This is a genomic window from Leuconostoc sp., from assembly GCF_965300815.1.
The window spans coordinates 1-13504 of record NZ_CBDKZH010000037.1; the positions used below are offsets into that span (position 1 = coordinate 1).

10 protein-coding genes and 1 tRNA gene are annotated in these 13504 nt (G+C 44.1%); all 11 read left to right on the forward strand.

All coding sequences use genetic code 11. The features are described from left to right. Positions 1-188 precede the first annotated feature (188 nt). The 11 genes from ACW12G_RS03835 (at position 189) to ACW12G_RS03885 (ending at position 13434) form a co-directional block, all read left to right on the forward strand. Positions 189-273 (forward strand) — tRNA-Leu (locus ACW12G_RS03835). A 103-nt stretch (positions 274-376) separates the two neighbouring features. After that, positions 377-718 carry a hypothetical protein gene (locus ACW12G_RS03840; RefSeq protein ID WP_029509471.1) on the forward strand — a complete coding sequence of 114 codons (342 nt, stop codon included), beginning with the start codon at positions 377-379 and terminating at the stop codon, positions 716-718. Beyond that, the gene (tpiA, locus tag ACW12G_RS03845; RefSeq protein ID WP_278364011.1) at positions 718-1530 is read left to right on the forward strand and encodes a triose-phosphate isomerase; all 813 of its coding nucleotides are present in this window, start codon (positions 718-720) and stop codon (positions 1528-1530) included. The genes ACW12G_RS03840 and tpiA overlap by 1 nt, the downstream gene beginning before the upstream one ends. 270 nt (positions 1531-1800) lie before the next feature. Beyond that, on the forward strand, positions 1801-5415 hold the full coding sequence (gene rpoB / locus ACW12G_RS03850; RefSeq protein WP_029509473.1) for a DNA-directed RNA polymerase subunit beta: 3615 nt from the start codon (positions 1801-1803) through the stop codon (positions 5413-5415). 145 nt (positions 5416-5560) lie between these two features. Continuing rightward, complete coding sequence (gene rpoC, locus ACW12G_RS03855) at positions 5561-9223, forward strand: DNA-directed RNA polymerase subunit beta' (RefSeq protein ID WP_029509474.1); 3663 nt, start codon at positions 5561-5563, stop codon at positions 9221-9223. 195 nt (positions 9224-9418) lie between these two features. Further along, positions 9419-9826: a Mini-ribonuclease 3 gene (locus ACW12G_RS03860; RefSeq protein WP_010003348.1), complete on the forward strand. Its 408-nt coding sequence runs from the start codon at positions 9419-9421 to the stop codon at positions 9824-9826. Next, positions 9823-10584 carry a 23S rRNA (guanosine(2251)-2'-O)-methyltransferase RlmB gene (gene rlmB / locus ACW12G_RS03865; RefSeq protein ID WP_455647310.1) on the forward strand — a complete coding sequence of 254 codons (762 nt, stop codon included), beginning with the start codon at positions 9823-9825 and terminating at the stop codon, positions 10582-10584. Before ACW12G_RS03860 ends, rlmB begins: the two co-directional genes overlap by 4 nt. An 83-nt stretch (positions 10585-10667) precedes the next feature. Next, positions 10668-11222, forward strand: coding sequence for an RNA polymerase sigma factor (locus ACW12G_RS03870; protein ID WP_029509477.1), 555 nt, complete (start codon positions 10668-10670; stop codon positions 11220-11222). A 95-nt stretch (positions 11223-11317) separates the two neighbouring features. Further along, positions 11318-12643 (forward strand): phosphopyruvate hydratase, encoded by a 1326-nt coding sequence (gene eno, locus ACW12G_RS03875; RefSeq protein ID WP_010003319.1) that lies wholly within the window; start codon positions 11318-11320, stop codon positions 12641-12643. Between the two features lie 78 nt (positions 12644-12721). Then, positions 12722-12868 carry a hypothetical protein gene (locus ACW12G_RS03880; protein WP_156765832.1) on the forward strand — a complete coding sequence of 49 codons (147 nt, stop codon included), beginning with the start codon at positions 12722-12724 and terminating at the stop codon, positions 12866-12868. Continuing rightward, positions 12850-13434, forward strand: a complete 585-nt coding sequence (locus ACW12G_RS03885; RefSeq protein ID WP_147000955.1) for a DNA-3-methyladenine glycosylase I — start codon at positions 12850-12852, stop codon at positions 13432-13434. The genes ACW12G_RS03880 and ACW12G_RS03885 overlap by 19 nt, the downstream gene beginning before the upstream one ends. The last annotated feature ends 70 nt before the right edge of the window (positions 13435-13504 follow it).

Below are 13504 nucleotides of genomic sequence, written 5' to 3' on the forward strand. Positions count from 1 at the left end.
TTTTGCGTTAATAAAAGTCTTCTATATGAAACAGAGGATTTTTTTGCGGATTTGGAGTAGGAAAGAGGGGCGGTGCAGGGGTTAAATGGTGTTTTATTAAGCTATCATTTTTAGGATTTTTGATAAAAAATATTGACATCTTGTGTTGAGTAAGCTAAACTAATAGAGTTGTCAATACAAACAACATCGCAGCCGTGGCGGAATTGGCAGACGCGCAGGATTAAGGATCCTGTGCCCGTTTAGGGCGTGCGGGTTCGACTCCCGCCGGCTGCATCCAAGCTATTTTATCAGATGACTGATAAAATAGCTTTTTTGTTATGTCAGGCACGCAATGCTGATTTTTCTTGTGGTAAAATAGTGGTAATGGAGAATAATAATGTTACTTTTCAAACGAACAAAGCGTGAACCAAAAACTGAAGATGTCTTATCACAATCAGATTTTGATTTAATGCAGCAAGAAAATGATAAAATGCTCGATCAGATTGAAGCATTGAAACTGGATGTGTCGGAGTTGCAATCAGAAAACCAACACTTATCGGAGTTGTTGGCACGGAGTAAGCATCAACGATCACTCGTGAAAACGGGGATGGGATTAGGTGTGCTGGTTGTGAGTTACATTTTATTACGTCTAGTGAATGAAGAAGCGCAATATACAGCGATGTTGCTACTAATTGAAGCAATCTTCATGTTTGTCATGTTGCGAGGAGATGATAAATGATGGCGAAGATGCACAAGGCAAAACGCGTGCCGTTTGTGGTCGCAAACTGGAAGATTAATAAGTTGCAGGCCGACGTCACGGATTTTTTGGCGCGAGTTAATGGCAAGGTGCCGGATCAACATATTGTTGAAACGGGCATTGCAGCGCAAGATTTGTTTTTGGCAGATATGGTGCGCGCAACGAAAGAAACGCCCGTTCATGTTGTCGCGGAAAATGTGCACTGGGAAGACAGTGGGGCCTATACTGGCGAAACATCACCCAAAGCGTTAAAAGATATTGGGGCAACTTATGTCTTGATTGGTCATTTTGAACGTCGGAAGTTCTTCAACGAAACGGATTCGACGGTGAACTTGAAAGTCACGGCCGCTTTACGTAACGGCTTGCGACCAATTATTGACGTAGATGAAGATATGAGTACGTACGCGCAGTTTATGGATGCTGAACCCTCTGTGGCGCAAGTGGCAGCGGCGCTTGCTGGTGTCTCAGTTGATCAAATTCGGAATGTGACGATTGCTTATGAACCAACGTGGGCCATTGGCTCAGGTGAAGCAGCCAGTGCGGATCAAGCGCAAAAGGCTGCGCATTTGATTCGCCAAACTTTGGCAAAGTTATATTCACCGGTGATTGCTGAACAAGTCCGTATTTTATATGGGGGTTCAGTGACACCGCATAATGCCCGCGAAATTATGCGACAAAAAGATATTGATGGCGTGCTGGTTGGGACAGCGGCACTTGATCCAGATAATTTCTTACAATTAGTTGATATTGCGCGTGATCCAGATGTCCCAGAATTTGATGTTGAACATGTTTAATTAAAAGGGGTAGCACCACTGTGTGTCTCCCGCAAAGGGCTTGCAAATGATTGCAAAAGGCGTATAATTATTCTTAGTAATACTGTGAATAAATATGGCTTTTTGCGAAATATTGTCCGCAATACCTTTATATTGAAGCAAACGTTGTCTGCGGAAACAGCGGCGATTGCTTTTTTTGTGCCTATTCGGGGTCAAGTTCGGTGGGAATCACCATCTTGTAACTGAATTGTAACAAACAAAACGCAGCGAAAAACAAACGAGGTGATAAATGTGGCAGGACATTTAGTAAAGTACGGTAAGCACCGTACTCGTCGTTCATATGCTAGCATCAAAGAAGTGCTTGATGTGCCAAATTTGATTGAAATTCAAACGGCGTCATATCAATGGTTCTTGGATGAAGGTATTAAAGAAATGTTTGGCGACATCATGCCAATCGATGATTTCCAAGGCAACTTGTCATTGGAATACGTCGATTACAAGTTGATGGAACCAAAGTACAACATTGATGAGGCGCGTGAACACGACGCCAACTACTCAGCACCATTACACGTTACTTTGCGTTTGACGAACCATGAAACTGGTGAAATCAAGTCACAAGACGTGTTCTTTGGTGATTTCCCATTGATGACAGAACAAGGCACGTTCATTATCAATGGTGCTGAACGTGTTATCGTTTCACAACTTGTGCGTTCTCCTGGTATCTATTACAACCAAGAAAACGACAAGAACGGTCGCCCACGCTATGGCACAACGGTTATCCCAAACCGTGGTGCTTGGTTGGAATACGAAACAGATGCTAAGGGTATCGCTAACGTGCGTATTGACCGGACACGTAAGTTGTTGATGACAGAATTGGTCCGTGCCCTTGGTTTCGGTTCAGATTCTGATATTATCGACATCTTCTCAGACCAATATGACGCTTTGAACATGACTTTGGAAAAAGACGTGCACAAAGATATGTCAGATTCACGTGTTGAAGAAGCGCTGAAGGACATTTACGAACGACTACGTCCGGGTGAACCAAAGACAGCTGATTCATCACGTGCCTTGTTGGTTGCGCGTTTCTTTGATCCAAAGCGTTATGATTTGGCATCAGTTGGGCGTTACAAGATCAACAAGAAGTTGTCATTGAAGACACGTTTGTTGAACCAAACATTGGCTGAAACATTGGCTGATCCTGATTCAGGTGAAATCATCGCCGAAAAGGGCACATTAGTTGATAAGACAGTGATGTCAAAGCTTAGCCCATACTTGGATCGTCCAGACTTCAAGACAACAACGTATACACCATCTGGTGATGCTGTGTTGAACGAACCAGTAACGCTTCAAAAGATTAAGATCGAATCACCTGAAAACCCTGAAAAGACATTGCTTTTGATTGGTAATGGTCACATCGGGGAAGACGACCGCACAGTGCGTCCAGCCGATATTTTGGCAGGGATGAACTACTTCTTGAACTTGCAAGAAGGTGTTGGTAACGTTGACGATATCGATCACTTGGGTAACCGTCGTATTCGTTCTGTTGGTGAATTGTTGCAAAACCAATTCCGTATTGGTTTGACACGTATGGAACGTGTGGTTCGTGAACGGATGTCAATCCAAGACGCTAACACTGTGACACCACAACAATTGATTAACATTCGACCAGTTGTGGCAGCCGTGAAGGAATTCTTTGGTTCATCACAATTGTCACAGTTCATGGATCAGACAAACCCATTGGGTGAAATGAACCACAAGCGTCGTTTGTCAGCCCTTGGACCTGGTGGTTTGACACGTGATCGTGCCGGCGTTGAAGTGCGAGATGTGCACTACACGCATTATGGCCGTATTGACCCAATCGAAACGCCCGAAGGTCCTAACATCGGTTTGATCAACTCTTTGGCAACGTATGGTCGCATTAACAAGTATGGCTTCATTGAAACACCATACCGTCGTGTTGACTGGACAACGCACAAGGTAACTGACAAGATCGATTACTTGACTGCCGATGAAGAAGATAACTACATCGTGGCACAAGCGAACTCACCATTAAATGAAGATGGTAGCTTCGTTCATGATACAGTGATGGCCCGTTTCGGTGAAGAAAACATTGAAACACCAATTGACCGCATTGACTACATGGACGTTTCGCCTAAGCAAGTTGTTTCTGTTGGAACAGCTGCGATTCCTTTCTTGGAAAACGATGATTCCAACCGTGCTTTGATGGGTGCCAACATGCAACGTCAAGCGGTACCTTTGCTTGATCCTCATGCACCACTTGTTGGGACAGGGATCGAATATAAGGCTGCGCACGACTCAGGGGTTGCCATGATTTCTCGTGCCGCTGGTGTCGTTGAATATGTTGATGGTCGCGAAATTCGTGTTCGTCGTGAAGACGGTCAATTAGATACGTATGAATTGATGAAGTTCCGCCGTTCTAACGGTGGTAAGAACTATAACCAAAAGCCAATTGTTCGTGAAGGTGAACATGTCGAAGCTGATGAAGTTTTGGCGGATGGCCCTTCAATGGAAAAGGGTGAACTAGCTTTGGGACAAAACCCATTGATCGCCTTTATGACTTGGCAAGGTTATAACTTCGAAGATGCCATCGTTTTGAACGAACGTTTGGTCCGTGAAGATGTTTATACGTCAATTCACATCGAAGAATATGATTCAGAAGCTCGTGATACAAAGCTCGGACCGGAAGAAATCACACGTGAAATTCCAAACACTGGTGAAGATCAGTTGAAGGATTTGGATGCGAACGGTATTATCCGTATCGGTGCCGAAGTGCATGACGGTGATATCTTGGTTGGTAAGGTAACGCCTAAGGGTGTGACTGAATTATCAGCCGAAGAACGTTTGCTCCATGCCATCTTTGGTGAAAAGGCCCGCGAAGTACGTGATACTTCATTGCGTGTGCCACACGGTGGTGGCGGTGTTGTGCAAAACGTCCGCATTTACACACCAGAAAACGGGGATGAACTTGCCCCAGGTGTAAACATGATGGTGCGTGTGTACATCGCGCAAAAGCGTAAGATCCAAGTCGGTGATAAGATGGCCGGTCGTCACGGTAACAAGGGAACGGTTTCCGTTGTTGTCCCTGAAGAAGACATGCCATACATGCCAGATGGTACGCCAATTGACATCTTGTTGTCACCCATGGGTGTGCCTTCACGTATGAACATTGGACAAGTGCTTGAATTGCATCTTGGTTATGCAGCTAAGGAACTTGGTATTCACGTTGCCTCACCAGTCTTTGACGGTGCTAGCGATGATGAAATCGAAGCAGCTTTGCGTGAAGCTGGTTTGCCACGTGATGGTAAGTCAGTTGTTTATGATGGTCGTACTGGTGAAGCCTTCGACAAGCGTGTTGGTGTTGGTGTCATGCATTATATGAAGCTTGCCCACATGGTTGATGATAAGATTCACGCCCGTTCAATCGGACCATACTCATTAGTAACGCAACAGCCTTTGGGTGGTAAAGCCCAATTCGGTGGTCAGCGTTTCGGTGAAATGGAAGTTTGGGCCCTTGAAGCTTATGGTGCCGCTTACACGCTGCAAGAAATTTTGACTTACAAGTCAGATGACGTTGCAGGTCGTGTGAAGGTCTATGAGTCAATTATTAAGGGTGAACCAATCCCACGTCCAGGCGTGCCAGAATCATTCCGAGTATTGGTGAAGGAATTGCAAGCCCTTGGCTTGGATATGCAAGTCTTGGATGGCGCAGGCGATGAAGTTGAACTTCGTCAAATGGATGAAGATGACTCAATCTTGCCAGTTGATGCGCTTGAAAAGTTGGTACGCTCAAATCCTGATCTCTTAAACAAAGAAGATGAAGAAGTTGCGGCTGCATTCTCTAAGGTAGAAGCCCAAGAAATGACAGACACAACTGACGAAGCTTAATCATATACAATTAACGTGCACACAGTTTTTGGCACGTTTGTTATAAGGTAGGTTGAATGCCATATTGAACTTAGCTTATAGCAAACGTGTCGGGGACTGGCTGGCAACGTTAACTTAATAAATAACGAAAGGTAACAGCAAATAGATGGCAATCGATGTTAACAAGTTCGAGAGCATGCAAATCGGTTTGGCTTCTCCTGATAAGATCCGTTCATGGTCTTATGGTGAAGTAAAGAAGCCAGAAACGATCAACTATCGAACACTTAAGCCAGAAAAAGACGGCTTGTTCGATGAACGCATCTTCGGACCTACAAAGGATTATGAATGCGCCTGCGGTAAGTACAAGCGAATCCGATATAAGGGAATTGTTTGTGACCGCTGTGGTGTTGAAGTGACATCATCAAAAGTTCGTCGTGAACGCATGGGGCACATCGAATTAGCTGCACCTGTTACACACATTTGGTACTTCAAAGGTATCCCATCACGTATGGGACTTGTCCTTGACATGTCACCACGTTCACTTGAAGAAATTATTTACTTTGCGTCATATGTTGTCATTGAACCTGGTGATGCACCAGTTGAAAAGAAGCAATTGTTGACTGAACGTGAATACCGTGAATTGAAGCGCGAATATGGTGCTAGCTTTAAGGCTGGCATGGGTGCTGAAGCAATTAAAGATTTGTTGGCAAGCGTTGATTTGGCTGCCGAAGCAGATCAATTAAAGCGTGAATTACAAGAAGCAACTGGTCAAAAGCGTGTACGTGCCGTACGTCGTTTGGACATTATTGAAGCCTTCTTGCAATCAGAAAACAAGCCTGAATGGATGGTAATGGATGTTATTCCAGTTATCCCACCAGACTTGCGACCAATGGTGCAATTGGAAGGTGGCCGTTTTGCCACATCTGATTTGAACGATTTGTACCGTCGTGTCATTAACCGTAACAACCGTTTGAAGCGTTTGCTTGATTTGAATGCCCCAGGCATCATTGTGCAAAACGAAAAGCGTATGTTGCAAGAAGCCGTCGACGCCTTGATTGATAACGGTCGTCGTGGCCGTCCAGTGGCTGGTCCTGGTAACCGACCATTGAAGTCTTTGTCTCACATGTTGAAGGGTAAGCAAGGTCGCTTCCGTCAAAACTTGTTGGGTAAGCGTGTCGACTATTCAGGTCGTTCGGTTATCGATGTTGGACCATTCTTGAAGATGAACCAAATGGGCTTGCCACGTCCAATGGCTATCGAATTGTTCCGCCCATTCATCATGAAGGAATTGACAACACGTAAGTTAGCCGGTAACGTCAAGTCTGCTAAGCGTAAGATTGACAAGGCTGATGAAGATGTAATGGACGTATTGGAAGACGTGATCAAGGAACACCCAGTTCTTTTGAACCGCGCCCCTACGTTGCACCGTTTGGGAATCCAAGCCTTTGAACCTGTGTTGGTTTCTGGTAAGGCCATGCGTTTGCATCCATTGGTTACTGAAGCCTATAACGCCGATTTCGATGGTGATCAGATGGCCATTCACGTGCCATTGTCTGATGAAGCGCAAGCTGAAGCACGTTTGTTGATGCTTGCCGCAGGCCACATTTTGGCGCCAAAGGATGGAAAGCCAATCGTTGCCCCATCTCAAGATATGGTGATTGGAAACTACTACTTGACGACTGAAGAAGCTGGTCGTGAAGGTGAAGGTATGATTTTCTCTTCTGTTGAAGAAGCAAAAATGGCCTTTGCAAGTAAGGTTGTCCACTATCATACACGTGTGGGTATCCAAACATCATCATTCCCAGCAGAAAAGCCATTTACGGACGAACAACGTTCAAAGATTATGGTAACTTCTGTTGGTAAGTTGTTGTTCAACGAAATTTTGCCAGTTGATTTCCCTTATATTAACGAACCATCTGAAGAAAACTTCAAGGGTGTTGATGACCGCTTCTTCATTGAAGCTGGTGAAAACATTCATGACTACTTGGCGGAAACACCAGTTGTTGGTTCCTTCAAGAAGGGCTTCTTGTCAGACATCATTGCTGAAGTCTACAAGCGTTATAAGGTAACGGAAACATCATTGTTGTTGGATCGCATGAAGGATCTTGGTTATGAAAAGTCAACAGAATCAGGTTTGACTGTATCTATGACTGATGTGACTGAATTGCCAGATAAGCCAGCCATCTTGGAAGACGCCCATAAGCAAGTCGCAACTGTGACAAAGCAGTTCCGTCGTGGTTTGATTACAGATGACGAACGTTACCAACGTGTCATTGAAATCTGGACAAAGGCTAAGGATGTTATCCAAGAAAAGTTGATTGCTTCCTTCGAACCAACCAACCCAATCTTCATGATGCAGGACTCAGGTGCGCGTGGTAACATTTCTAACTTCGTGCAGTTGGCCGGTATGCGTGGTTTGATGGCGGGTCCTGGTGGTAAGATTATTGAATTGCCAGTTACAGCGAACTTCCGTGAAGGTTTGACTGTGATGGAAATGTTTATTTCAACCCACGGTGCCCGTAAGGGAATGTCAGATACGGCCTTGAAGACGGCTAACTCTGGCTACTTGACACGTCGACTTGTCGATGTGGCGCAAGACGTTATCGTGCGTGAATGGAATAACAATTCTGATCGTGGTGTGGCTGTTCGCGCTATCATGGACGGCACATCTGTTGTTGAGCCATTGTACGACCGTATCTTGGGTCGTTATGCCATGAAGTCAGTCTTTGATCCAGAAACTGGTGAAAAGATTGTTGCCCGCAACGAAATGATTGATGAAGATATCGCTAAGCGTATTGTGGCTGCTGGTATCGAAGAAGTCACAATTCGTTCAGTCTTTACATCAACAACTGAACACGGTGTTTCTGTGTTGGATTATGGTCGTAACTTGGCAACTGGTGAAGAAGTTGAAGTCGGTGAAGCTGTTGGAACAGTGGCTGCCCAATCAATCGGTGAACCAGGTACCCAATTGACGATGCGTAACTTCCACACGGGTGGTGTTGCCGGTGGAAACGATATCACACAAGGTTTGCCTCGTGTGCAAGAAATTGTTGAAGCACGTATTCCTAAGGGACGTGCCGAAATTTCTGAAGTGACTGGTACAGTTGTTTCAATCGAAGAAAATCCAGCCGAACGTACAAAGGCTGTGACAATCGAAGGCGAAACAGATACACGGACATACACATTGCCATTGGCTGCGCGTATGCGTTTTGCTGAAGGTGATGCCATTAAGCGTGGTGATGCCATTAACGAAGGACCAATCGATCCAAAGGAATTGTTGGCTGTAACGGATACTTTGACGACTGAATCATACATGTTGACGGAAATCCAAAAGGTTTACCGTTTGCAAGGTATCGAAGTGTCAGATAAGCATATCGAAGTTATGATCCGTCAAATGTTGCGTAAAGTACGTGTCATGGATCCAGGTGAAACGAATCTTTTGCCAGGTATGTTGATGGATATTGCTGATTTCCAACGCGCCAACGAACCAGCCTTGTTTGCTGGTCAGGTGCCAGCAACGGCACGTCCAGTGTTGCTTGGTATTACTAAGGCTGCCTTGGAAACAAACTCATTCTTGTCTGCGGCATCATTCCAAGAAACAACACGTGTCTTGACTGATGCCGCAATCCGCGGAAAGAACGATCCATTGGTTGGTTTGAAAGAAAACGTTATCATTGGTAAGATTATTCCTGCCGGAACAGGTATGGCTGAATATCGTAAGATTAAGAGTAAGGTGGTTGGGGATGTGATTGCACAACCTGACGCTGAAGCTGATGCCTCTGCTGATATTCCAAAGTTAGATGATGTGGCTAAGTCATTTGACGCCTAATTCATCATCAAAAACGTTCACAGTGATGTGAGCGTTTTTTTTTGCCATTAACGCCTGTCATACCAATTAGGCCACAAAAAGTACCAATTAGGCCAAAAATATAGGCGCACTGCCTGACGCCGGTTACACTAAAGAAGTTCTTGCTTTAGTCAGGAAACTCGTACGCACAAACGTTATCTCGCGTATAATAGGAGTATGACTAATTTACAATATGAACAAATGAACGGGTTATCGTTGGCTTATATCGGCGATGCAATCTATGAACTTGAAGTGCGCCAACATTTGTTATCACTTGGTTTAACTAAGGTGAATGACTTACAAAAGCGCAGTAAACACTATGTTTCAGCCAAGGCGCATGCCGCTTTGTTTGACTTGATGATAACAGACAATCTGCTAACCGATACCGAACTGAGTTATTTCAAACGTGGTCGGAATGCAAAATCGCATACGAAAGCGAAAAATACGGATGTTGTGAGCTACCGTGTTTCAACGGGGGTAGAAGCCCTTTTTGGTTTCTTATATCTATCGCAGCAACATGATCGTATTCAATCACTTATGACATGGATTTTTGAACAAGTTGAATCAGGGAGAACAGTAAAATGAAACGTGAACAAGAAACGCCTAACCAAGCCGAATTTGTCTATGGCCACTATGCCAGTGTTGCCGCACTAAAAGGGACGCAAGAAATCAATAAAGTATGGCTACAGACTGGCTTGCAAGATAAAATTCGCAATGAAGTGACGCAGCTGGCTAAAAAAAGAGGCTTAGTCATTCAACAAGCGCCAAAATCAAAGCTGGATGAATTGACTGATGGTGGTAATCATCAAGGTGTCGTTTTGAGTGTCGCAGCCTTTACCTACGCCACAATTGATGATCTTTTTGCCCGGGCAGAAGAACGCCAAGAAGCACCATTTTTCTTAATTTTAGATGGGATTGAAGATCCCCACAATTTGGGGTCGATTTTACGTACAGCGGATGCAGCCGGTGTGCATGGGATTATCATTCCAAAGCGACGAGCAGTCCAGCTTACGGCGACAGTAGCGAAAATTTCAACCGGTGCGATTGAATATGTACCAGTTGCGCGTGTGACAAATTTGGTGAATACGGTTAATGAACTTAAAGACCGTGGTGTTTGGATTTTTGGGACCGATATGGCTGGGGAAGACTATCGCCGTTGGGATGCTAAAGGTGCAACGGCGTTGGTGATTGGTAATGAAGGCAAGGGAATTTCACCTTTGTTGAAGAAAAAGGTTGATGTCATGCTTACGATTCCAATGGTTGGTCATGTCCAAAGTCTGAATGCCAGTGTTGCCGCAAGTTTGTTGATTTATCAAGGATTTAGCTCACGTAACCCACTGTAATGGTGTGCGAGTAGTTGTTGCAGCGTTAATCGATTGATGACCTGAATACTAACTACTGCCACTTGTAGTGTGGGGGATTAGTGTTGGGGAAAGATAGATTACTTGCTGCCGTTCGTGCGGCACAAAATGGCCATGATATTGCGTACAATGTTTTAATTAAACATTTAAAAGGTGCGATGTTTGACATTCATCGACGTAAAGTGAGTAGCCGCATCACGGCTGACGACTGGTATGCAGATGGGTTAGAAATTTTACTACGTTGTGTGCAACGGTTTGACACGATTCAGCCAAGAGCAAAATTTTCAACTTACTTTATGACGGCCTTATCCAATCATGCAACGGATTTAATTCGGTCATATTACACCGCAAAATCTGAATTCGAAAAACAAATGATTTCAGATACAAATGATGTTGCAGAAACTGTTATTGATTGCGGAACCGATACGTATAATCCAGAACAGCTTGTCGTATTACGCGAAATGTTGAATACAACGCTGGTTGCGAAAACACCAGAATTTCGACAAACTGTTTTGCAGTTGTTAGGAGCTGAAAGTGGCGCAATGCCGGGCACGACACGGCGTTTTGAACAGATGCAATACCGTTTAAAAAAGGCGATCCAACAGGCCATATCTTCTTAATGATCATGAAATTTGTACACAAATTATGTTTCAGCCACTGGCCTGTGATATAATATACATGGTAGAAAACCATAAACCAAAGGAGAAACAGACAGATGTCTTTAATCACTGATATTATCGCACGTGAAGTTCTTGACTCACGTGGAAACCCTACACTTGAAGCAGAAGTTATCACAGAATTAGGTGGTTTCGGTCGCGGTATGGTACCTTCAGGTGCCTCAACTGGTGAACACGAAGCTGTTGAATTGCGTGATGGCGACAAGTCACGCTTTGGTGGCAAGGGAACAACAAAGGCCGTTGCCAATGTTAACGATGCTATCGCTAAGGCTTTGGTTGGTAAGTTCGACGTAACTGACCAACGTGCAATCGATCAAGCTATGATCGAACTCGACGGTACAGAAAACAAGGGTAAGTTAGGCGCAAACGCTATTTTGGCTGTGTCAATTGCTGTTGCCCGTGCAGCTGCGGATGAATTAGGTGTGCCTTTGTTCTCATACTTGGGTGGCGTTAACTCATACGTTTTGCCTACACCAATGATGAACGTTATTAACGGTGGTGCACACTCAGCTAACAAGGTTGACTTCCAAGAATTCATGATCATGCCTGTTGGTGCCCCAACAGTTAAGGAAGCTATCCGTTATGGTGCCGAAACTTTCCACGCTTTGAAGAAGTTGTTGGAAGCTGACGGTAAGGCAACATCAGTTGGTGATGAAGGTGGCTTCGCTCCTGACTTTGCTGACAACGAAGAACCTTTGAAGTACTTGATCCGTGCGATTGAAGCTGCTGGTTACAAGCCAGGTCAAGATATCGCTATTGCTGTCGACGTTGCCTCATCAGAATTGTATGATGCTGAAACTAAGACATACAAGTTGCGTTGGTCAACAGGTGAAGAATTCACAACACCTGAATTCATCAAGTATCTTGAAGATTTGACAGAACGTTACCCAATTATCTCAATCGAAGATCCTATCGATGAAAACGAATGGGAAGACTGGGCAACAATCACTGCTGAATTGGGTAAGAAGGTACAATTGGTTGGTGACGACTTCTTCGTTACAAACACACAATACCTACAAAAGGGTATTAACATGGGTGCCGCTAACTCAATCTTGATCAAGGTTAACCAAATTGGTACTTTGACAGAAACTTTCGAAGCTATCGAAATGGCTAAGGAAGCTGGTTACACTGCTATTGTGTCACACCGTTCAGGTGAAACAGAAGACACAACAATTTCTGACTTGGTTGTTGCAACAAACGCTGGTCAAATCAAGACAGGTTCATTGTCACGTACTGACCGTATCGCTAAGTACAACCAATTGATCCGTATTGAAGAATTGTTGGGTTCAACAGGACAATACAAGGGTATCCAATCATTCTATAACTTGTCAGTTGCTGCACGCGATGCTATCCAAGCAAAGTAATCAGTGACTTGACTTAAAATCATACCTTTTGGTGTGATTTTTTTTTTACCAAAAAAAGAGAAGAGGTAGCTATTTACGATGACAAATAAAACGATATTGGCGCTAGGCGTTAGTGTGATTGCGGTTGCGACAGTGGCGCATGTTATTTACTGGGAAACCCGTTCAGCAGAAAAAAGAGCACAAGATCCCGTGAGAAAGGTGCTGACATGGTTGAAAAACAAGTGACGAGATGTCAGTGGGTGACGCATTATCGGCCGTCAGAAACGATGGTTGCTTACCATGATGTTGAATGGGGACATCCCATTAGACAAGACGATCGGTTATTGTTTGAACTGCTAACGTTAGAAATTTTTCAAGCCGGGCTCAGCTGGGAAATTGCTTTAAACAAGCGAGCGGGTCTGAAACAAGCCTTTAAAAATTTTGATCTGACACAAGTCAGCCAAATGACCGCGCAAGATGAAGCAATGTTACGTAATGATGCAACAATTATTCGAAATCGGTTGAAGATTGCAGCCACGGTTAATAATGCACATGCCATTAAACGTGTACAAGCAGCATTTGGGAGCTTTTCAAACTACATGTGGCAGTTTACGAATGATCAGGTGATTGACCATCATGTGACTGATGTTGCTCTGATTCCAGCGCAAAATGAGTTATCACAAAGTGTTGCTAAGGATATGAAGCAGCGGGGGTTTAAATTTGCGGGCCCAGTGACCATTTATTCATTTTTACAGGGGATGGGGGTCATTAATGATCATGAGGAAAGCTGTACATTCAAATACCATCAATAATTTAAAAATTTTAAATTAATTAGAATTATGATATTTTTCGTGAATTAAAAGAGAATATTATGTGATAAAC